The organism is Corallococcus sp. AS-1-6 (assembly GCF_020037015.1).
Taxonomy (GTDB): Bacteria; Myxococcota; Myxococcia; order Myxococcales; family Myxococcaceae; genus Corallococcus.
Genome location: NZ_JAIQDE010000019.1, coordinates 40,963 through 62,860, shown reverse-complemented (window position 1 = coordinate 62,860; position 21,898 = coordinate 40,963). Strand labels below are relative to the sequence as shown.

At 69.0% G+C, this 21,898-nt stretch carries 16 protein-coding genes; 7 read left to right on the top strand and 9 right to left on the bottom strand.

Annotation, left to right across the window (positions count from 1 at the left end; translation table 11 throughout):
• Positions 1 to 13 precede the first annotated feature (13 nt).
• Together K8612_RS24495 and K8612_RS24490 are read right to left on the bottom strand one after the other, a co-directional pair.
• Entirely contained in the window at positions 14 to 997 is a 984-nt protein-coding gene (locus K8612_RS24495) for a hypothetical protein (protein WP_223764066.1), read from the bottom strand.
• Positions 998 to 1,145: 148 nt separating this feature from the next.
• Positions 1,146 to 2,717 carry a glucan 1,4-alpha-maltotetraohydrolase domain-containing protein gene (locus K8612_RS24490; RefSeq protein WP_223764065.1) on the bottom strand — a complete coding sequence of 524 codons (1,572 nt, stop codon included), beginning with the start codon at positions 2,715 to 2,717 and terminating at the stop codon, positions 1,146 to 1,148.
• 193 nt (positions 2,718 to 2,910) lie between these two features.
• Here K8612_RS24490 and K8612_RS24485 point away from each other — a divergent pair, with 193 nt between their 5' ends.
• Positions 2,911 to 4,197, top strand: a complete 1,287-nt coding sequence (locus K8612_RS24485) for an MFS transporter (protein ID WP_223764064.1) — start codon at positions 2,911 to 2,913, stop codon at positions 4,195 to 4,197.
• A gap of 5 nt (positions 4,198 to 4,202) precedes the next feature.
• The gene (locus K8612_RS24480; protein WP_223764063.1) at positions 4,203 to 4,685 is read left to right on the top strand and encodes a GNAT family N-acetyltransferase; all 483 of its coding nucleotides are present in this window, start codon (positions 4,203 to 4,205) and stop codon (positions 4,683 to 4,685) included.
• Between the two features lie 155 nt (positions 4,686 to 4,840).
• On the opposite strand, the gene K8612_RS24475 is transcribed toward K8612_RS24480, so the two are convergent.
• From K8612_RS24475 to K8612_RS24460, 4 genes are all read right to left on the bottom strand, one after another.
• Positions 4,841 to 6,073, bottom strand: a complete 1,233-nt coding sequence (locus K8612_RS24475; protein WP_223764062.1) for an HlyD family secretion protein — start codon at positions 6,071 to 6,073, stop codon at positions 4,841 to 4,843.
• A gap of 3 nt (positions 6,074 to 6,076) precedes the next feature.
• Positions 6,077 to 7,708, bottom strand: a complete 1,632-nt coding sequence (locus tag K8612_RS24470) for a DHA2 family efflux MFS transporter permease subunit (protein WP_223764061.1) — start codon at positions 7,706 to 7,708, stop codon at positions 6,077 to 6,079.
• A 1-nt stretch (position 7,709) separates the two neighbouring features.
• Positions 7,710 to 8,330, bottom strand: coding sequence for a TetR/AcrR family transcriptional regulator (locus K8612_RS24465; RefSeq protein WP_223764060.1), 621 nt, complete (start codon positions 8,328 to 8,330; stop codon positions 7,710 to 7,712).
• Between the two features lie 147 nt (positions 8,331 to 8,477).
• Positions 8,478 to 11,750, bottom strand: coding sequence for a C45 family autoproteolytic acyltransferase/hydolase (locus K8612_RS24460; protein WP_223764059.1), 3,273 nt, complete (start codon positions 11,748 to 11,750; stop codon positions 8,478 to 8,480).
• A gap of 219 nt (positions 11,751 to 11,969) precedes the next feature.
• Here K8612_RS24460 and ada point away from each other — a divergent pair, with 219 nt between their 5' ends.
• The 4 genes from ada to K8612_RS24440 all read left to right on the top strand — a co-directional run bounded on the left by ada (position 11,970) and on the right by K8612_RS24440 (position 16,554).
• On the top strand, positions 11,970 to 13,043 hold the full coding sequence (ada, locus tag K8612_RS24455) for a bifunctional DNA-binding transcriptional regulator/O6-methylguanine-DNA methyltransferase Ada (RefSeq protein ID WP_223764058.1): 1,074 nt from the start codon (positions 11,970 to 11,972) through the stop codon (positions 13,041 to 13,043).
• Positions 13,040 to 13,723: a 2OG-Fe(II) oxygenase gene (locus tag K8612_RS24450; protein ID WP_223764057.1), complete on the top strand. Its 684-nt coding sequence runs from the start codon at positions 13,040 to 13,042 to the stop codon at positions 13,721 to 13,723. The genes ada and K8612_RS24450 overlap by 4 nt, the downstream gene beginning before the upstream one ends.
• A 248-nt stretch (positions 13,724 to 13,971) precedes the next feature.
• On the top strand, positions 13,972 to 15,291 hold the full coding sequence (locus K8612_RS24445) for a hypothetical protein (protein ID WP_223764056.1): 1,320 nt from the start codon (positions 13,972 to 13,974) through the stop codon (positions 15,289 to 15,291).
• Positions 15,292 to 15,489: 198 nt separating this feature from the next.
• Positions 15,490 to 16,554: a DUF3103 domain-containing protein gene (locus K8612_RS24440; RefSeq protein ID WP_223764055.1), complete on the top strand. Its 1,065-nt coding sequence runs from the start codon at positions 15,490 to 15,492 to the stop codon at positions 16,552 to 16,554.
• Positions 16,555 to 16,634: 80 nt separating this feature from the next.
• Here the strand turns inward: K8612_RS24440 and K8612_RS24435 are convergent, their stop codons facing one another.
• A complete protein-coding gene (locus K8612_RS24435; protein ID WP_171424248.1) occupies positions 16,635 to 17,192 on the bottom strand; it encodes a cysteine hydrolase family protein in 558 nt (185 codons plus the stop codon).
• Positions 17,193 to 17,304: 112 nt separating this feature from the next.
• On the opposite strand from K8612_RS24435, the gene K8612_RS24430 reads away from it, so the two are divergent.
• Positions 17,305 to 18,288, top strand: a complete 984-nt coding sequence (locus K8612_RS24430; protein WP_223764054.1) for a GlxA family transcriptional regulator — start codon at positions 17,305 to 17,307, stop codon at positions 18,286 to 18,288.
• A gap of 38 nt (positions 18,289 to 18,326) precedes the next feature.
• Here the strand turns inward: K8612_RS24430 and K8612_RS24425 are convergent, their stop codons facing one another.
• Entirely contained in the window at positions 18,327 to 19,745 is a 1,419-nt protein-coding gene (locus K8612_RS24425; RefSeq protein ID WP_223764053.1) for a cytochrome P450, read from the bottom strand.
• A gap of 21 nt (positions 19,746 to 19,766) precedes the next feature.
• Entirely contained in the window at positions 19,767 to 21,797 is a 2,031-nt protein-coding gene (locus K8612_RS24420; RefSeq protein ID WP_223764052.1) for a lipoxygenase family protein, read from the bottom strand.
• Positions 21,798 to 21,898 lie beyond the last annotated feature (101 nt).

The following is a 21,898-nucleotide window of genomic DNA, read 5'->3' as shown; positions in this document are numbered from 1 at the left end:
GACGGCGCGCGCGTCAGATTTCGTGCGCGGTCTGCTCGTAGACGAGCACGTGGCGGGAGACGGGCAGGAGGATGATGTTGAGCGTGCGCCAGTTGTCGCCGTTGGGGCCGGTGCTGAACTCGCGGAAGTAGCTCTTCACCTGCGCGTTCGCGGCGTCCTCGCCGTAGGTGTCCGGGATGGCCGGGTGCAGCCCCTGGAACTGCAGGTACATCGCGGACTGGAACGCCGCGTAGGTGTACGTGTCCGGGGACGGGTCGTTGCGGTAGCCCGAGTACTCGCTGCGCGCGAGCACCGCCGCCGCCGCCGCGTCCAGCGTCGCGGGCGTCGAGTAAGGCCACGCGAAGTCATACCGGTCGAGGAAGGAGAACATGTCCTCGCGGTACGCGTTGCCCCCGTTGAGCAGCGCCTGGAGGTTGGGCTCCAGGGGGAACGCCGCCAGCGTCACCGGGGCGCTGGCCGGCGCCGGGCTGGGGTTCGCCACGCACGCGCCGCCCACGCAGGAGGCCTGGAGGCGGTAGTTCTTGCCCAGGCCGTTGCTCCAGCCCACCACCACCAGGTACTCGCCCGCCTTGTCGAGGGTCGCGAGGGGAATCTTGCTCAGCTCGCCGTAGCCGGAGTCGTCGTCCTGGAAGAGGATGCGCGTGCCGTAGCTGCCGTTCGCGTCCTTGGGGCCGTACACGAAGAGGCCCGTGTCCACGCCCATGCCGGTGCCCAGGTGCGTCACCTCCAGCGCCACCTGCGTGTGCGCCGCGACGGTGAGCTTGAAGCCCTCGTAGGCCGCCGTCGAGCCGGTGTTCGACGACACCGCGCCGCCCACCGTCAGCGTGCCCAGGTAGTTCATGAAGCCGCCGGACAGCGAGGCCGGAGGCGACACCAGCGGCTGCGCCGCCACCGCCACCGTGTCGCCGTTCGCCGGAGCCTGCTCCGGCGAACCGCCGCAGGCGCCCATCAGGCCCACCGCGGCCATGCACCACACCACTGCCGTTCCACGCTTCATCGCGTCCGCCTTCGTTCAAGGAGGGCGGGAGGGGCCCGCCCGGAGAGTGAAGCGGCCCCTGTGACAGCTTGAAGCATGGAACTCAAGCAACAGATGAAACACAGGCGCCCCCGGTAAGACATGCGACAGGGGCGCCTGTCCCGGCCTCTTAGAAGCTGGCGGTGGCGGTGATGCTGCCGCCGGCGGCCGGGGTGGTGACGGTGTTGTTGCTGCCGCCCTGCCAGACGACGTTGCCGCTGCCGTCGCGCTTGAGGCACTTCCACTGCACGGTGGTGTTCGCGGGCAGCGCGTAGGTGCCGCGCCAGGTGGGGTACGCGGTGGGGCTGAGGATCTTGGAGGTGGTGGGGCTCCAGTTGTCGAGCTCCGCGACGCTGCCGGTGACGTAGACGTTCTGGCCCATCACGGTCGTGCCGTTGTTGCACACGAACTCCACGTTGGCGGTGGTGCCGGTGGGGGGCGGCGTGGTGCCGGTGGTCCACACGGTGTAGTCCGTTCCGGAGGCGGCCTGCGTCCAGCCGGTGCCGGGGCTCCAGGAGCCGGTGCCCAGCTTCACCGCCACCTTGCCGCCGATGATGGCCGCGTACAGGCCGGCCTCCGCGCGCTGGATGCTGACGGTGGACTCAGACGTGAGGCCCGCGCTCTTGCGGATGTCCATCAGCGTCTTGATGGAGCTGCCCAGGCCCCAGTTGAAGTAGTGCGCCCAGTAGACGGTGGGGATGCCCGGGTGGGTGAGCACGTAGGCGTAGCCCGTCATCACCTTGGCGCACGGCACCGGCCAGTGGTTCTGCCCGTTGCCGCACGTCTCGCTGGGGCCGGTGTCGTGGTTGTCCACGAAGGTGACGTGGCGGCTGGCCCACCAGCCGATGCCGCCCGCGGGCTTCCCGTCGGACGCCTTCAGGCGCGAGTAGTTGTTGTTGGTGAGCGCGTCGTTGAGCAGGCCCTTCGTGGCGAAGTCGAACGCGGCGCAGGTGCCCGTGGTCGCGTCCACCCAGTTGGTGATCTGCTGCTTCCAGTTGTTGGGGTTGTTCGCGTCGAAGTAGTTCGTGGGCCAGAACTCACCCACGCAGAACCACGGGTCCGTGGCGGTGACGTACTCCTTCACGTAGCCGCCGGCGAAGCCCTTCACGAAGTCGAACCGCCAGCCCGCGAAGCCCACGCCCTTCAGGCGGGTGCCCATCCACGTCTTCAGGTCCGCGCGCACGTTCGTCTGCGAGTGGTCCAGGTCGCGCGCCGCGGCGTAGCCCTCGCCGCTGTCCGCGTTGCCGCAGGCGCTGGCCCACTCGTCCCCCGCGGCCACCGCGCTGCAGCCGCTCCAGGTGGGGTTGGTGAAGTCCGCCCAGTTGGTGGTGCCCACGCGGTGGTTCACCACGATGTCCGCGATGGGCTTGACGCCCTGCGCGTTGAGCGCGGCCAGCGCCTGGGTGAGCTCCGCCTCCGTGCCGTAGCTGGAGTTGAGCACGTTGAGCTGCCGGGGCAGGTAGCCCTGCGTGGACGCCGCGTCGGAGGGCGGCGGCAGCCAGATCATCGTGAAGCCCGCAGCCTTCAGCGTGGCCGCGTTGTTCTTCACCGTGTTCCACCACCCGCCCGCGCTGGCGGAGTTCCAGTGGAAGCCCTGGATCATCACGTCGGTGCTGGCGCCATCCAGCGGCTTGGCCACGGCGGGAGCGGCGGCGAACAGGCCAGCCGTGGAGACGACCAGCAGTCGGGTCTTCAACGTCATCGGGGGACCTCGGGGTTGTGGGGGAAAGCGCGGGCAAGCTAGTCCCGCCTTCCGACATGAACCAGGACTCCCCGTTGAAGGGGACTCTCCCACCCCGTGCTTCCGAGGAGACGGCGCAGCGCGTTGCGCTGTGCAGGACGCCGGAGGTGTCTAGAATCCCACCCTCCCCTGTCCTGCCCTGTAGGTGTCGCCCTTGATTGAACAAGAGACTGCCCTTCCGGCCACCGCCTCCGCCGAGGAGCCGCGCTGGGCCTGGCCCCCGCTGTTCGGACTGCTGGAGGTGCAGTTCGGCGCCGCGGTGGGCTACCTCCAGACGGCGGTGCCGTACTGGCTGGCGAAGGACGGGATGCCGCTGGCGGAGATTGGCGTGCTGTCCGGCACGGCGTTCTCACCGCATGCGTGGAAGCTGTTGTGGGTGCCGCTCATCGACCTGGGGCCGTGGCGGCGCGTCTGGTACGGCGTGAGCACGCTGCTCACCGCGCTGCTGCTGCTGGCGTGCGCGGTGTTCCCGGAGCCCGCGCAACACCTGGGCGTCTTCACGCTGCTGCTCACCGCGTTGCAGGCGGCGGCGACGACGGCGCACGCGGCGCTCAACGGGCTGATGGCCACGACGTCCAAGCCGTCCGACAAGGGGCGCACGGGCGGCTGGCAGATGGCGGGCAACGTGGGCTCCACCGCGATGATGGGCGCGCTGGCCATCTTCCTGGCGACCCAGTTCTCCCGGCAGGTGGCGGGCATCGTGCTGGCCACGCTGGTGCTGGCGAGCGGCGCGGGCATCTTCTGGATCACCGAGCGGCATGACCCGTCCACCGTGCCCACCGGGCCGCTGCTCAAGGCGGCGGTGGACCGGGTGAAGAGCATCGTGATGGACCTGGTGAAGACGGCCTTCAGCCGCGACGGGCTCATCATGCTGGTGCTCTGCCTGGCGCCGGTGAGCTGCGGCGCGCTCACCAACCTCTTCAGCGCGATGGCGGGCGCGTACCAGGTGCCGGAGCACACGGTGGAGATGGTGAACGGCCCAGGCATGGCCGTCACCGGCGCGGTGGGCTCGCTGATGGGCGGCTGGCTGTCCGACCGGATGAACCGCAAGCTCGCGTACGCGCTGATGGGCGGGGCCACGGCGATGGCCGCGTTCGCCATGGCGGCGGGGCCCATGACGACGGACACGTACATCTGGGGCTCGCTCGCGTACAGCTTCGCGAACGGCGCGGGCTTCGCGGCCTTCGCCGGCATGGTGCTGGAGATGGTGAGCGACGGCGCGGCGGTGACGACGAAGTACTCGCTCTTCGTCGCGGCCTCCAACTTCGCCATCAGCTACACGACGGCGCTGGACGGGCACGCGTCGGAGTTCCGGGGCATCGGCACGCGCGCCACCATCGCGGCGGACGGGCTGATCACGCTGGTGGGCATCAGCATCGTGGCGGTCATCTTCGTGCTCTTCCTGCGCAAGAAGCCCGCCGCGACCGCCGCCGCCGCATGAGCGCCATGGCCCCTGCCTCCGTCGAGGTCGTCCCCTACCGGCCGGAGCTGCGCGAGCACTTCGCGCGGCTCAACCGGCAATGGATCGAGAAGGACTTCCGCGTCGAGGGCTCGGACGAGTCCTCGTTCGCGGACCCGCACGGGATGTTCGTGGCGCCGGGGGGCGAGGTGTTCTTCGCCCTGGTGGACGGACAGGTGCTGGGCACGTGCGCGCTCAGGCGCGAGGACGCGGACACGTTCGAGCTGTGCAAGATGGCGGTGGCCCCGGAGGCGAGGGGCCGCGACCTGGGTGACGCGCTGATGCGGGCCGCGCTGGCCACGGCCCGGGAGCGCGGCGCGAAGCGGATGTACCTCGTCACCAACAGCGCGTTGGGGCCGGCGCTGGGGCTGTACCGCAAGCACGGCTTCGTCACCACGCGCAGCGGCCCGGAGGTGTCGCGCGACACGGGCTATTCGCGCGCGGACGTGGAGATGGCCGTCGAGCTCTGACGGCCCGGCGCAGCTCCCGCGAGCAGTGCAGACGCCGGGCGCAGGTCGAAGCGTGGCCCCCGCGCGACAGAGTGAGCACGGCGCTCCCGTGCGAAGAAAAGCGCCGCGACCCTTGAGGGGCGCGGCGCTGGGGTGTGGAGCTTCGGGCTCGCGGCCTACTTCGTGTGCACCGTCACGTCGGCGGAGAGGCCGGCGCGCAGGGCCAGTCCTTGCGGCGGGTGCACCCAGGAGATGCGCACCGGCACGCGCTGCACCACCTTCACGAAGTTGCCGGACGCGTTGTCCGGCGGCAGCAGGGAGAAGCGGGCGCCGGTGCCTCCGGACAGGCTCTCCACCCTGCCCTCCAGCTTCTCACCGGAGAAGGCGTCCAGCTCCACCTCCACGCGCTGGCCGGGCTGCATGTGGCCCACCTGCGTCTCCTTGAAGTTCGCCACCACGTACGTCGTCGTGGGCACCAGCTCCGCCACGGCCTGGCCGGGGGTAAGCAACTGGCCCGCGTGCACGGACAGCTTGGACACCTGGCCGTCCGCCGGAGCGATGATGCGCGTGTCCTCCAACTGGAGCTTCGCCTGGTCCAGCGCGGCCTCCGCGCCCTTCACCCGCGCGTGCGCCAGCGACGCGTTGGCCTGGGCGGCGGCGATCTTCTCGTCGATGGGCGCGCTCACGTCGAGCTGGCCCCGGGCCTCCGCCACCTTGCTCTCCGCGGTGCGCCGGCCCTCCTCCGCCAGGGCGAGCTGCGCGCGGGCGCCCTCGAGCGCGGCCTGCGCCGTCTCGTGGGCCGTCTGCGCGTCATCCAGCGCGCTCTGCGCCACCACGTTCTGCTGACGCAGGCTCCGGGTCCGCTCCAGGTCCAGCGTGGCCTTGCGGGCCTGGGCCTCCGCGCGGGTCAGCGCCGCGCGGGCCGCCGCCACCTGCGCCTGGGCGCCGCTCACCGCGGACGTGCTCGTGGACACGAGCGCCTTCGCGCTGGACAGGCCGCCCTTCGCGCCGGCCGCCGCCACCGTGGCCTGCGCGTCCGCCGCCGCGGCCTGGGCGCGCGCGGACTCCAGCTCCGCCTCCGCCTGCTTCACGCGCGCTTCGTACGGGCGCGGGTCTATCTGGAGGAGCACGTCGCCCTGGTGCACGGTGGCGTTGTCCAGCACGGCCACCTTCACCACGGGACCGGACACGCGCGCGGACAGGGGCACTACGTCCGCCTCCACCTGCGCGTCGTCGGTGGTCTCCTGTCCGGCCGTGACGACCTTGAAGCCGCCGATGCCCAGCAGGAGGGCCGCCACGACACCGCCGAGGATGAGGAAGCCCCGCTTGCCGCGCTTCGCCTGCGCTCCGGCGGCGGGCGCGGGCGCCGCTTCGGGGACGAGCTGGGGTGCTGTCGTTGTCGTTGCCATGTCTCAAATCTCCACGTCGATGTGCGGTTTCTCGTGGGAGCCCCCGACGCTCGGGGGGGCCTTGAGGAAGTAGATGAGCGGCAGCACCACCACGAACATCAGCGCCGCCAGCACGAAGAGCTTGTCGAACGCGAGCACCATGGCCTGCCGCGACACGTTGCCCACCATCATCTGGAGGCTGGCCATGCTGGCGCTCGCGGCGTCCAGGCCGTGCTGCATGAGCCCCTTCTGGGTGGCGGCCATGCGGCTGGCCACCTCCCACCGCTCCGGGTTCAGGTGCGCGGCGATGGAGGCCTTGGACAGCACGGTGTAGCGCGACAGGAGCGTGGTGAAGATGGCCAGGCCCACGGACCCGCCAATCTGCCGCAAGAGCGAGTTGAGGCCCGTCGCGTCCGCCAACCGCTCGCGCGGGATGCTCCCGAGCGCCGTGGCGCTGAGCGGCACGAACATCAGGCTGAAGCCCACGCCCTGCAACGCGATGGCCGCGATGATGTTGCTGGAGCCCGTCGCGAGCGAGAAGTGGCTCATCTCGTACGCGCCGAAGCCCGCGAACACGATGCCCGCGCCCACCAGGATGCGCGCCGGCACCTTGCCGTACAGCCGCCCGACGATGGGCATCATCAACATCATCACCAGCGTGCGCGGCATCAGCGAGAAGCCGGACTGCGTCGCGGTGAAGCCCAGCAGCTCCTGCATGAACACCGGCAGCAGGAACATGCTGGCCATGAGCACCGCGAACACCAGCGCGCCCAACAGCGTGCCGGACGCGAACACCGGGTCCTTGAACAGCCGCAGGTTCACCGCGGGCGCCTCCGCGGTCAGCTCGCGGATGACGAAGGCGATGAGGCACGTGGCGGAGATGAGCGCGCAGAAGACGATGACGGGGGACTCGAACCAGTCATCCGCCTGTCCCTCCTCCAGGAAGTACTGGAGCGTGGCCAGGCCCATGCAGAGCAGCGTGATGCCGGACCAGTCCATGTGCTTGCGCTGCTTCTCGGCCTCCAGGCGCGCGGTGGCGCGCAACTGCTCGTCCTCCTGGACGAAGCGGGCCACCATGAAGAAGCCCAGGATGCCCACCGGCACGTTGATGAAGAAGATCCAGGACCAGTGCCAGTTGTCCACGATGTAGCCGCCCAGCGTGGGGCCAATGGCCGGGCCCACCATCACGGCCATGCCGAAGATGGCCATCGCGGTGCCCTGCTCCTTCGGCGGGAACGTCTGCCGGAGGATGGCCTGCTCGGTGGGTTGCAGCGCGCCCGCGCCCAACCCCTGCAGGAAGCGGAAGAGCACCAGCGTGGGCAGGTTCCACGCCAGGCCGCACAGGAACGAGCCCGCGACGAAGAGCACCAGGCACGCCAGGTACACGCGCTTCTGGCCGAACATGCGGCCCAGGAAGCCCGTGAGCGGCATCACCATCACCGTGGCGATGACGAAGCCGGTGGTGGCCCAGGTGATCTCCTGCACCGTGGCGCCCACCGCGCCGCGGATCTGCGGCAGCGCCACGTTCACGATGGACGAGTCGATGGCGCCCATCAGCGTGCCGAACGTCACCGACAGGGTGACGAGCCACTTGTTGACGGGGGCCCTGGGCGTGGCCTGAGCCAGGACCTCCGGTGTCGCGGCGGCTGTCGCCATGTCAGTCGACCTCGATGCCCTTCAAGAAGACGCGGAGGATCTCCTCCGCCCAGGCGGCTGCCGGAGGGTTCACGGCGTCGTCCTCGCGCAGGCGGTCCAGCGCGCCGCGCACCATTCCCATCAGGAGATTCGGATAGAACGCGCGCCCTTCCGCGCGCAGCTCCCCGGCCTGGATGCCCCGGTCGAGGATGACCGTCAGGCGCCGGGTGAGCTCCGCCAGGATGCGGCTCTTGCGCGCCGGGTCCTCCGGGAGCTGCACCAGGACGCGCACGAACGCGTCGCGCTCCGCCACGTGGGCGAACAGCGCCGTCACGAAGGCGCGCAGTTGTTCGCGCGCGGGCCGCTCCGCCACGGGCGCCAGGGCCGCGTCCAGCCGGTCCAGCATCACCTGGCGGCGCCTGGCGCGCAGCGCGTCCAGCAGGGCCGCGCGGTCGGTGAAGTGGTTGTAGAGCGTCCCCACCGACACGCCCGCCTGCTCGGCGATGGACTCCATCTTCGCCGCGTGCAGGCCGTCGCGAGCGAACACCGCCGCGGCCGCCGACAGGATGGCGTCCGCGGTGGCTTCCTTCAGACGAGAGCGCAGCCGTTTGACGGGGGCCTCAGATTTTGAATCTGGATTCATTTCTTGAAGAGAGATTTAACCCTCTCCACGCCGGAGTCAAATCGACCGGGTCCTCAGAGGGAGGGAGCGGCCGAACGCAAGAAGGGCCGGCGGGAGTGCGCTCCGCCGGCCCTTGCTCGGTGCTGCGGGATGTTCAGCGGCGGTGGCTCAGGGGGTGAGCATGCCCAGCTTGGGGGCGGGCAGGTCCACGGACAGCTCCTGGGTGAAGCCCTCGGTGGCGTGGAAGCCCTTGCCGCTGACCTCGCCCGCGCGGAACAGCGCCCAGCTCTGGAGGCCGCGCTGGAACGAGCGCGTCATGTGCCACAGCTCCAGGCCGCTGTTGGCGACGAAGAGGTACAGCGTCCGCTTCGGGTTCCAGGGGTTGGGCAGCGCCAGGGCGAGGCCGTCATCCGCGCGGCCGTACGTCTTGCCCTGCCAGCGGAAGAAGCGCCGGCCCAGCTCCACCGGCAGCTTCTTCTCCGCCGCCAGACGCGCCATGAGCCCGTTGTCCTCCAGGCCGCCGAAGACGATCAGGTCGCGGTCCGCCAGCTCCGCGTCCGTCACCTCCGCGTCCGGCTTGAGCGGGGCCAGGCGCTCCGGGGACGCGTCCGCCAACTGCTCGCGGTAGTTCGTGGCCAGCGTGCGCATGGACTCCACCTGGCGCGCGGAGCCGTACACGAAGAGGAGCTTGTCCCAGTCATCCAGCGTGTTGGCCAGGGTCTGGTAGCGCTCGCGGGCCACGGGGATGTCGTTGCCCACGTTGAACACCACGCGCACCGGCCGGTCCGGGACCTTCACGGTGAAGGTGTCGCTGGAGCCCTTCACCTCCACGCGCTCCAGCACGCTCCCCTTCTCCGTCTGCACCTCCACCAGCGTGGCGAAGCGCCAGGGCGTGCCGGACTGGTCCACCTTCAGCGTCACCTCGTAGCCCTCCTTCGCCTTCTGGGCGCGGGAGGTGAGGCGCGGCGCGGGCAGGCCCCCGCGCTCCACCCACTGCTTCACCCACGGCCCCACGTCCTGGCCCGCGGCCTCCGACGCGGTGCGGATGAAGTCCTGGGTGGTGAGCTTCTTGTTCGCGAACTTCGAGTGCACCGCGCCCATCACCCTGGCGAACTTCGCGTTGCCCAGCGTCAGCCGCAGTTGGTGCAGCAGGTACGTGCCCTTGATGCGAGGCACCGCGTACGTGCCGTAGCGGCCGTAGTCCGTGCGCGCGGCGGTGGGCACCACGTCGCCCTCGCGGGCGGTGATGTAGAGGTAGCGGGCGTTGAGCTCCGCGAGCGCGTCGCGCTGGGCGTCGAAGGCCTTGGACAGGTCATCCCCTTCCGGCAGGTCCTTGAGCTGGGTCCAGTACGCGGCGGACCCGCTGCCGAACCAGTTGTCCGCGTCCGTCGCGGGGAACACCGTGTTGGCCCAGAGCTTCTTCTCGTCGAAGGACAGCGCGTCCTTCACGCGAGCGAAGTCGCGCTTGGGCTTGTCCGCCTTGGGCTCCGGCTTCTGCTTCGCCTTCGCGGCCTTGAGCTGGTCCGCCACGTAGATGGGGCTGAAGGCGGTGTAGCCCAGGGACAGGTGCGGCGTGGCGCCGGGCAGGTCGGGAATCCAGCGGCTGCCGACCATCTTCTCGCGCAGCGTCGTCTTGCCGTAGTGGGCCAGGAACATCAGCTTCTCGGTCATCTCCGAGGTGGTGATCTTCCCGTCACACGCGTGCGGACGGTTGATGGGGCTGGACGCCATCATGCGCGTGGCGCTGTCCACGTCGAAGCCGCCCTTGCCGTACTTCGCGTAGAACTCCTGGAAGGCGATGTCGCGGTTCCAGGTGTTGAAGGCCAGGTCCACCGGGGCGTTGTTCGCGTTGGGGACGGACTCCTTGCGGACCTCCGGGTCGCGGTTGTTGTTGTTGGCCCAGATGAAGTCCTTGAGGTTTCCGGGCGTATCCGCGGCCTTGCCCTTGCTGCCGGTGCGCCACAGGCGCGTCTTCGCGGTGCCCAGGAGCAGGCACGCGCCCTCGTCCGTCTTGGTGTCCGCGAGCGTCCAGTCGTTGGTGTAGAGGCCGTTGTTGCGGTCCTTGAGGATGCGCTCCACGTCGTCGATGGAGTTCGCGTACTGCACGGCCTTGCGGATGCGGTTGCTCTGCGGGGTGCCGTCGATGTTGAAGGGCGTCTGGCCCACGGTCGTCTCACCGATGACGATGCCCGCGTCGTTGAGCATCCAGTCGGAGCCGCTGTGGATGCCGCCCGGGAAGGTCTGCATCACGAAGCGGTGGCCCTTGGTGGGCTGCACGTCCAGCACCACGTCCCAGTGGACGCCGGTGTAGCCGTTCCACATGAAGATCTGGCCCATGACGACGCGGCCGTCCTTCGTCGCGGACTTCGTGGCCACGAAGGACGAGCAGTGGTCGCCCTCCCCCGCGCGGCCGTTCTCGTCCTCGCCCTTGAGGAAGGTGCGGCCGGAGAGCGGGGACGCGGTGACGCGGTTGGCATCATCCAGTTGGCCCAGGTCCACGGCGGAGTTGAGGGCGACGACGTCGAGCACGTCCAGGTCGCGCTCCTTGCCATCCGGGCCCTTGAACTTCGCGCCGCCCACGTTGGCGCCGTCGGCGATGCCCTTCATCTCCTCCAGGAACTCGGCGTCGAAGCGGCGCAGGAACAGCGAGTCCGCGAGCAGGCGCACCTGCGCCCAGCCCTTCGCGGCGTCCGCCTTGTCCTTCTGGATGCCCAGCTTCTCGATGTAGCGGACGATCTCCTGCGACACGAGCTCGCCATACTGCCGGCCGCGCTCGTAGGGCTCGCCCTCGATGTGCACGTACACCCAGCCGCCGTCGTCGTAGCGGAAGCCCTTGCCGGCCCACCGCACGCTCTCCATGGGGATGTACTGGGTGACGTCGCTCACCTCCTCCAGCTTCACGTCGTCGAACCACGCGGTGCCGGTGGCCTTGCCGTTGTGGCCCAGGTGCGCGCGCACGCGGTCCGTGGACGTGGTGGCGAAGAACAGCACCTGCACCCGGCCGCTCTGGTCCGCGCCCTGGGGCGGAGAGCAGTTGGTGAAGGGGAAGCTCTGCATGGACAGACACGCGCCCAGCGCCGTGGGATAGCGGGCCTGCGCATCCGCCTGCACGCCCTGGGTGCGCACCCAGGCGGAGAGCCGGTAGAGGCGGCCCACCTGGAGCTTCACGGGCTCGGAGACGACGGTGGTCTCCGCGCCGCCCTGGGGGCTTTCGATGACGAGGCTGCGGCTGCCCTCCGACTTCGCGTCGGTGCGGGCGGACACCTTGCCCTGGCCGGATGCCGTCCAGCCCTGGGGAAGGCCGGTGGCGGCGGCGTTTTCAAAGCCCGCGTTGGGGACGGCGATGGACGCGGGGGCGGCCCAGGCGGAGGCCGAGGCGCACGCGGCCAGCGCGGGCCAGAGCAGACGGGAGCGTTTCCACATCAGACGCAGGTGGGACATGGCTTGCTCATGGGAAGGAGGAATGGGTGCGGCATCCTGTCACGTCGTACGCGGACGTGCCGCCACGCATTGCGAGGGGTTCACTCCCGGCGCGATGGGGGCGCGTCACGCCATGACGCCCTGTTCCATGGCGGCCCGAATTCGACCGCAAGGCGCGGAGTGCTGGCCTGGGGACCGGGGGTTAGGTTTCGCCTCGGAGTCAACGAAGGGAGGCGGAGCATGGCGACGAAGACGGAGGCGCTCGCGGCGGCGACGGTGGGCGACCCGCGCTGGGCGGCGGTCGTCGCCCGGGACGCGGCGGCGGACGGGCGCTTCTTCTATTCCGTGAGGACGACGGGGGTGTACTGCCGGCCGTCGTGTGGCGCGAGGACGCCGCGGCCGGAGAACGTGGGGTTCCACGCGACGGTGGCGGCGGCGGAGCAGGCGGGGTTCCGGGCATGCAAGCGGTGCAAGCCGGGGGAGCCCTCGCTCGCCGTGAAGCACGCGGACCGGGTGGCCGAGCTGTGCCGCTTCATCCAGGCCTCCGAGGAGCTGCCGAGCCTGGACGCGCTGGCGGAGCGAGCGGGGCTGTCGCCGTATCACCTGCACCGGGTGTTCAAGGCCGTGACGGGGCTGACGCCGAAGGGCTACGCGGCGGCGCAGCGGGCGGAGCGGATCCGCACGGGGCTGACGAAGCGCGGCTCCGTCACGGAGGCCATCTACGACGCCGGGTTCAACTCGAGTGGCCGCTTCTACGAAACCTCCAGCCAGGTCCTGGGCATGACGCCGACGAACTTCCGCGCCGGGGGCGCGAACACGGAGATCCGCTTCGCCATCGCGGAGTGCTCGCTGGGGCCCATCCTGGTGGCCGCGAGCGACCGGGGCGTGTGCGCCATCCTGATGGGGGATGATCCGGACGCGCTGGCGAAGGACCTCCAGGACCGCTTCCCGCAGGCGATGCTGGTGGGCGGGGACGCGAAGTTCGAGCAACTGGTGGCGAAGGTCGTGGGCTTCGTGGAGGCGCCACGCGTGGGGCTGGACCTGCCCCTGGACGTGCGGGGCACGGCGTTCCAGCAGCGCGTGTGGCAGGCGTTGAGGGAGATCCCGGCCGGCAAGACGGCGAGCTACACGGACATCGCGGAGCGGATTGGTTCACCGAAGTCCGTGCGGGCAGTGGCACAGGCGTGCGGCGCGAACGCGCTGGCGGTGGTGATTCCGTGTCACCGGGTGGTGCGCAATGACGGCGCGTTGTCTGGCTACCGGTGGGGCGTGGAGCGCAAGCGCGCGCTGCTGGAGCGCGAGGCGCAGCGGTGAGGGATTGGGAAGAAACGGGCCGGGAGCTGGATGCCCGCGGGTGCGCGGTGCTGGAGCAGTTGCTGACGCCTGATGAATGCGAGGCATTGGCGCTGCTCTACGACCTGGACGACGCCTTTCGCAGCCGCGTGGTGATGGCGCGGCATGGGTTTGGCCGGGGTGAATACAAATACTTCGACCATCCGCTGCCGGAGCTCGTGACGAAGCTGCGCACGGCGCTGTATCCGCACCTGGTGCCCATCGCGAACCGCTGGAACACGGCGATGGGAATCGACGTGCGGTATCCGGACGCGCACGCGGACTTCCTCGCGCGCTGCCATGAAGCCGGGCAGGTGCGGCCCACGCCCCTGCTCCTGCGCTACGGCGTGGACGACTACAACTGCCTGCACCAGGACCTGTATGGGGAACACGTCTTCCCGCTCCAGGTGGCCATCCTCCTCTCCGAACCCGGGCGGGACTTCACGGGCGGCGAGTTCGTGCTGACGGAGCAGCGTCCCCGCATGCAGTCCCGCGCGGAGGTCGTCCCGCTGCGCCAGGGAGACGCGGTCGTCTTCGCGGTGCACCACCGCCCGGTCCAGGGCACGCGGGGCACGTACCGCGTCAACCTGCGTCACGGTGTCAGCCGCGTGCGCTCCGGGCAGCGGCACACGGCGGGGATCATCTTCCACGACGCGGCATAGCCCCCGGTCAGTGCCACCCAAGGCATTGTGAATGACCCCATGGGCAGACATCACCCCGGCGGGGCCAATTTCACCCACACCGGGGGCTCTTGATCTGAACGCCCGAGATTGTTCATCCTGAGAAGGGGCGACGACGGTAACCGCCCCCGCGACGGCTCCCAATCCCTGTTCCATCTTCACGATCAGCTACGGACGGGGAGCAGCCTGAAGGAGTTCTCACCCAACCCCGACTGACTCAGGAGAACGCCATGTCGCCCCGCCTCTTCCATAAAGCGTTGATGACTCTATGGCTCACATCATCACCAGCAATCGCACAATCCGACCCAGCATCCCCTGAACAACAAACCGCCACACAAGGCACCGCCCTGACGTCCGACCAGGTGCGCGCACTCATCGACAGCGCCGTGCGCCAGGCGATCGAGGCCAACAACCAAACAAGCAGCCAGCTCAAGTTGCTCAGCAGCAAGGTCGATACGATTGAAAACCAGAACACGAACGAGGCCTTGTCGATCATCAAGGAGATCAGAGACAAAACAAACACAAAAAACCTCGAGAAGCTCTCTGACGACGAGAACGTGGACGTCTTCCAGCTCTCAAGAAACGCCGCCGTCAACCTATCCGCACAGAAATTCGATCCTGCCAGGGAGAAGATAAAATCAGACGCACGCACGATCGCAGCATCTCTGTCCGGGTTCCTGGCAGGACGGAAGAGCACGGAGACTGCCTGGGCGAAGAACGAGCAGACCTACGTAGAGACCATCAAATCTTCCCTACAGTCAGCAACCAGTATCTCGCTGAACTCCGCCATCGAGAGGCAGGTCTTCAGCGACATGGTCAAGCACATGGACCTCTTCTCCGGAGAAGACTCCATCGCGCTCAAAACAGCCCTGATCGGCGGCGGAGGAGTCACCAGCCTGATCAGCGGGATCTCGATCGCGGTCAGAGGTGATGAACCGATTTCCCGTGGCCAAGGCATCGCATTGGCATCTGGAGCCATCGCGTTATGCGCTGGCAGCATCTGGGAACTCCTTCAGAAGAACGAGACCGTCGACAAAATCGCCAACGCAGTCGCCAGAAATCAAGCTTTTGCCAACGCTGCACGCTCCATAGAGTCACAGGCAGCAGCACTTGCCCAAGAGGAAAACGAATGCCTCAAGGCAACAGAGAAGCTGACCGACGAGGTGGACATCGCTGAGTCACTGGCGGACTGCATGTCGATCACCTCCCGGCGCGTATTGGCGTACACCGCGGGCACCACTGTACTGAGAGGCTACCTGACTGCCGGAGGGATTGGAGGAATCCACCCCAACGCGAAGAACTCCGAAACCGTCAAAGGCTACATCGACTCCCTGGAATCAAAGACCCTCCAGCTCAAAGAGAGCTACGAGAAGATCAGCACCACCGTCAGGACCGATGGCGCGAGACTTCGAAGTCTCAGGAAGATTCAACCGGCCCGGACAGCGGCAACGCTTCAGATGGAGCAATTGCTCAAGGAGATGCGCGCCGCCGTAGGCATCGAGGACGCGTCGAGAGCTTCAGAGCCCATCACTGAACAAGGCCCGAAATAACAAACGCGCCGCCATCAACCTGGCAACAGGTCCCTGGCCCGGTCCGCGCGAAGCTGGAGCAGTACGCCCCCACGATTGGATTCGTGGACGGCTACGCCTCACCCTCACCCACCACAGGAGAGTCCAATGAAACGGATAGGGATGGTCATCGCGCTGTTCGTCTGCGTGACCGCAGCCTCTCAAGCTCGAGCCGCCGCCATGAAGCCAGCGGCGCTGCGCGAACGGATCAGCGTGTCGCTGGCCGCCGACAAGCGTGAGGTGGCGCTGACCCTGGCGAAGCAGGACACGGTGCTGCGAAAGGCTCTCGCTTCCCGCTTGAGCGGCGAGCACCTCTCCGTGGATCTGAAGCAGTGGCTGGGCGCCGTGTCGGCCCCGTCCTCCGTCACGGGCGTGGCGGAGCGAGCGGACCTGAACATCCGCCGGCTCAAGGGCATCGATCGGGAGCTCGACAGCCTGCTTCAGCTTCGTCTCGCCAGCGCGTCCATGCTGGCGGCATTGCAGCAAGGCGTTGAGCCCCTCTACGCGTACGAGCCGGATGGCGATGACGCCCAGTGGCGATTCATCGAGGCCTTCGATGGCCTGGGCCGCGTGCACCACCTCGACGTGCACCGCATGCCCGACCAGCCGGTGCTGGTGGTGGACCTCGACGCGCGCAGGGACCTGGCCGCCGGCATCAAGCTGATGCGCGAGCAGCTCGTGGCACTCGGGCAACGTCCCCTGCCCGCCCTGGACACGGCCGCCGCGGCGACCAGCACGCCGGTGACCATCCTCGATCGCATCTACCTGAACGACGACCAGGAGCCCTGGATCTCCGGCAACGCGGAGGTCTATGCCATCGTCAACGGTGTCGACCCCAGCCGTGACGCGCCGCAGGTGGACATCGTCGACATGCCCTATCTGGACGTGGCCGGCAGGACCTACTCCCCGAACCAGGTCCTCATCTTCTGGGAGCGTTACCGCTGGGCGGCGGCGAACGTCATCCTCATGGAGCACGACGACAACACCAGCTACCAGGAGCTGGTGAGCTACCTGTTCAATGTCGCGAGCCAGATCCTGACCGCCATGGGCCAGCCGGAGATTGGCGCCCTGGTGGCCCTGGGCAGCGGGCTGGTGGACCGCATGCCAGGCGAATGGTTCACCAACGACGACGACTACGTCGATTCGTTCTACACCCTGGAGAAGAACCACTTCTACACCGGCTACAGCGGAGCACGCGGCAACGCGGTGGTGTCGCTCAGGCCGTACGAGCTCGCGAGCCAGTAACCGTCGGCGGGCACGGGAAGCCGTACCGGCGCTGCTGGCCGGCGGTGGGGGGCGAGGTGGCCATGCTCGCCCCCTCCTGGTCAGCGCCCGGCCTGGGCCAGGAAGTCGGCGGTCGGCAGGACCCTGGCGTAGCCCATCCCCAACGCGGCCAGGAACGCGGCATGGACCTGGGGCGCGGGCACGTGCTGGCCCTGGAACTCCAGGCTCCGGGCCGCGCACGCATCCCCAAGCACGGTGACCGTGTAGCCCAGGTCCGCGGCCGCCCGCACGGTGGCATCCACGCACATGAGGGTCATCATCCCCACGACCACCAGGTGCTTCACCTCCAGGGCCCGCAGACGCTCCTGGAGGTCCGTCTCACGGAAGCTGTTGGGGAAGTGCTTGAGCACCACCGCTTCACCCTGTCGGGGCGCGACTCGAGGATGGATCTCCGCGCCCGGAGTCCCCGGCAGGAAGAAGGTGGCGCCGGGCTGCGGTGATTCGTGGCGGATGTGGATGACCGGAGCGCCGCGCTCCCGGAAGCGGTCCAGGGCCGCCCGGGCCTCCGTGGCCGCGGCATCCGAACGATCCAGCTCGAACCGCCCCCCGGGGAAATAGTCATTCTGGATGTCGATGAGCAGCAGTGCGGTGTTCTCCACGGACGTCCTCCTTCATTCGGGTCCTGGTGCGTCGCCCCGTCGAATACGCGGGCCCGCGCCCCGAGGGGAGTGTCCGGATTGACAAATCCGGGGCGGAAACCGACAAACGCACATGCCTGCCGGGTCCTCGTCGATTCGTGTCGCGGTGCTGGCCCTGGAGGGCTGCGTGGCCTCCAGCGTCTCGGGCCCGCTGGACGTGTTCGCCATGGCCAACCGCCTGAGCAGGGACCAGGGAGGCGGAGAACCCTTCACGACGGAGCTCGTGGCGCCCCTCCCCGGCCCCGTGCGCAGCTTCCATGGCCTGATGCTGGGCCCGGCGCGGGTGCCGGATCCGACGGAACGCTTCGACGTCGTCATCATCCCCGCGCTCGTGGGCGACCTGGAGCAATGCGTGGCGGAGCGCTCCACCCGGGACTGGCTGGCGGGACAGCACACGCGAGGCGCGAAGCTGGCGGCGGTGTGCGCGGGCGCCTTCCTGCTCGCCGAGGCAGGGATCCTGGAGGGCCGGGAGGCCACCACCCACTGGGGGCTGGCCCGGGACTTCGCGACCCGCTATCCGCGCGTGGCGCTCAAGCCGGAACTGCTCCTGGTGGACCATGGCGACGTGCTCACCACGGGCGGCATCACCGCCTGCCTGGACCTCTGCCTGCACCTGGTCGCGAAGCAGGTCTCCGCGGAGCTGGCCGCGCTTTGCGCCAGGATGCTCCTGGTGGAACCCGGCCGGCGGTTCCACGCCCCAGACAGGGTGCACGCCACGCCTCGCGACCACGGCGACACCGCCGTGCTGCGCGCCCAGGAGTGGCTGGAGGCCCACCTCTCGGAGCCGGTGACCCTGGCGGGAGCGGCCGGGGCCGCGAGCCTGGGCGAACGCACGCTGCTGCGCCGGTTCCGCAAGGCCACCGGCGATACGCCCCTGGACTACGTCCAGCGCCTGCGCATCGAGGCCGCCCGGCGACTCCTGGAGACCACGCCTCGAACCGTGGAGGACATCTCCCAGTCCGTCGGCTACGCCGACACCACGTCGTTCCGGCGCCGCTTCAAGGCTCGCACCGGACTGTCTCCAGGCTCCTACAGGAAGCGGTTCGCGCTGCGCTAGCGTTGCCGTGCGCCACTTCCACCGGGAGGGCCTCCGTTCTAGGCGCTCCGGGCGCGTGCGTCCTGGAGTGCCGTGGCTGTCCGCGCGGCGAGCCTCCCCGTGACGCCCTTCGGCAGCACCACGCCGAAGAAGAAGCCCTCCTCGAAGGGCTCCGTCGAATCCAGGTGGACCTTCACGCGGGAGGCAATCGTCGTCAGCGCCGTCTTCAGGAACACCATCGCGAAGTCCGCGCCCACGCACGCGCGTGGCCCTCGCCCGAAGGGGAAGAAGTGGCCGCTCCCCAGCGGGTCTCGCGTCGTGCCTCCGTCCAGCCAGCGCTCGGGCTTGAACGTGTCCGGGTCCGGCCAGTGCGCCGGGTCGCGGTGCAGGTGCTGGTTCGAGATCATGATCATCGACCCCGCCGGCAACGTGACCCCGGCGAGCTGCGTGTCCTTCGACGGCGTGCGCGTCATCACCCGGACCGCGGGCAGGATGCGCAGCGCCTCATAGGCCACCGCCTCCGCCCACTTCGCGGACTCCAGCTTCTGGGACGTCAGCGGCCCGTCCGCCACGAGCGCAGCCGCCTCGGTGGCCAGACGCGCGTCGGCCTCGGGATACTTGTTGAGCTGGTGGAACGCCCCCACCAGCGTGACGCTGGAGGAGAACGCGCCTCCGAAATACGTGCCCCCGAGCATGTGCGCCAACACCTGATCATCGATGCCCGGGGTCTCCCGCAGGTAGCGGGACATGACGTCCATGGCCCCCGGGTCCCGCCGCTTGCGAGCCTCACGGATGCGGTCCACGAAGTGCCCGTAGAAGCGGGCCTTCACCGCCTCGAAGTCCTTGGGCGGCTTCACGAACTTCAGCGGCAGCTTCGACTGGATGCGCGCGTCCGCCGCCCTCGCGAGCAGCATGAAGTCCTCGAACACCTGATCCGGCAGCTTCTCCCCCACCTGCGCCACCGAGAACGCATCGAACGTCATCCGGCGCAGCGCGGGCGTGAAGTCGATGCGGTCCTGCTTCAGCAGCGCGTCCACGGACTCGGAGATGGCCGCCTGCATGGGGCCCACCATGTCCGCCAGCGACTCCGCGGCCCACGGCCGGGCCGTGGGCTCCAGGGCGCGCTTCTGGACCCAGTCCCCGCGCAGCTCCGCCGTGAAGGCCGTGTCGTCCGTCGTGGACGGGCGGATCTGCTCGCTGATGTTCCCCTTCTCGAACTCCATCCGGCGCGGGGACTCGTAGACCTCCGCGATGAGCGCCGGGTCGTTGAGCACCAGCCCCGGATTGGGTCCCATCCAGATGAGCGTGACGCCGCCGTACTCGCGGCCATAGCGCGCGCAGACATCCCAGGGCGAAGCCCCCAGGAAGTCCCCGGCCGTGCCGAGGATCCCCGGCTGGGGGCCGGGCAGTGACGCGAACGGCTTGCGCTTCGCGCCGAAGAACAGGTTGAAGATGCCGCGAGAGAGGGCGTTGGGCACGGGCGGTGGCTCCTGACAGCGCTAGACGGTGATGCCGCAGGGGATGCGGTCGGCCTGCAGCACGGTGTAGGGCACCGCGCTCTGCGCGTTGCGCGCCTTCACGGCCTCGCTCTGCGCGCGCAGCCGGGAGTGGAAGCGGTCGCGGATGGCGATGAGCTCCGGCTCCTGGAAGTAGTCCTCGCGCCAGCCGCCCTCGTGGAGCAGGTACTCCTCGTCGTCCCCGAAGCTGGACAGCGCGCGGCCCACGGCCACCTGCCAGAGCATCTGCGTCTTGGAGGGAATCATCGCGTCGATGTCCTTCTCCCCCAGGACGCCCTTCTTGCGCGGCGGAGGCTGGCGCATGCACAGCGGCGCGTTGGGCACGAAGGCGTAGTGCTCGTACTGGAGGTAGTTCACCGCCGCGTGCTGGACGCTCACCGTGAAGAGGACCGTGGTGAGGATGTCCGTGAGGTCGGACACGCGCTTCAGCTCCGCGCACGGGAGCTTGTCCACGGGCAGGCCGTGCTCGGTGAGGTCCTTCCACCAGCGCTGCATGTCGGTGTCGTGCACCAGGTCCTCGTCGGACCTGTAGAAGTGCCCCAGCACGCCGCCCACGTACTCCTCCAGGGCGTCCCACAGCAGCAGCGCGTCATCCCGGTACGGGTAGTTCGGGAGCACCGCGGGGTCGAGCACGCCGCGCCGCTCGATGTCCGGGCGCGGCTGGTTGTCCGTGAGCTTCCAGGCCCGGTATCCCTTCTTGCCCAGGAACAGGTGCCCCTGGTCGGGGCCTCCGGTGGCGATGAGGTCGTCGAACACGCCGCCCTCCGCGAGCAGGCCCTTCCGCGCGCCCTCGTTGATGGCGAGCGTGTAGCGGAAGTGGCGGCGCAGCAGCTTGTAGACAGGGTGCGGGTCCGGGAGGTTGCGCATCGTCGCCACCACGAACGGCTCCGCCACGAAGTGGGTGCGCAGCGCGTGGCCCACCATCTGGTGCGCGTTGCCCTCGCTGCACCGCAGGTAGATCTTCGCCGCCAGCCAGTCGTGCGGACTGTCATTGGGCGTGAACACCGGATCCAGCTCCGGATCCCTCCCGAGCTGGATGGCGATGGGCCGCAACTGCCGCGTGTCGTCCAGGTACAGCAGGCACCGGGACGCGGGCGCCCACCGGCGCTCCTCGACGCCCGCCTTGTCCGTCTTCTTGAACATGGGCACGTCGCCCAGGATCTCGAAGTCGAGGAGGAACACGCGCTTGCCCGCCAGCGCCTGCTGGAGCGTCGTGCCGGGCGAAAGCTGCCCCTTCAGCGCGTCGTCCGTCACGGGCATGCCCTCCGGCAGCGCGGTGATGGACTGGATGTGGACGGGGCTGATGCCCTGGACGGCCTGACGGGCGAACTCCACGTCGTCCTGCCAGCGCTGGGCGAGCTTGGGAAGCTCCAGCCCCTTGAAGAAGTCGAAGATGTCGACCAGGCCGTTCCACGCCTTGGTGAGCACGGGCATGTGCAGCTTGATGGCCGCGAGCGTCTTCGCGATGACGACCTCGTAGCTGCCGTCCACGAGCCCCCGGTAGAGCTCGTCCTTGGGGAGCGGGCGCGCCTCCGAGATGTCGAGCGCGCCGGGCAGGCCCGCGGTCGCCTCCGCGGGGCGCCACGAATACATGCGCTGGCGGGCCTGGAGCAGCTCGTGCCGGGCGGCCTTCTCCCGCTCGTGCGGGACGTGCTGGGGCAGCCGCGCGGTGCCCTCCAGGACGTCCGCGGTCGTCTTCGCCAGGACCCAGCGGTAGTACGGGAAGAACCAGTGCTTCCCCGTCGCGGTGACGGTCACCGAATCCAACAGCCAGTCGCCGCCCACCCCGCCGCCCGCGTTGGAGAAGCGCAAGAGCAGCAGGTCGCCCAGGTCCTCCGCCTTGACGACATAGGCATCCACCGCCCCGGCCTCGAAGTCGTTGTGGAAGCGCTTGTCCAGCGTCTGCGGCGGGCTTTCGCCCTTCGTGCCCACCAGGACCACGGAGATGGTCGCGTTCGTTCCGGCACCGAGCTTCGAGTTCGTGCGAATCGTTAGCGTGTAATCGACAGTCATGGATTTCCCCACTAGCACGTCAAACCCAAGGTACGCCGATGAAGTCGCGGCGGACAAGCCACGGCTCGCGCCGGGCCGCTCATCGCAGGCGCGTGCCTTGG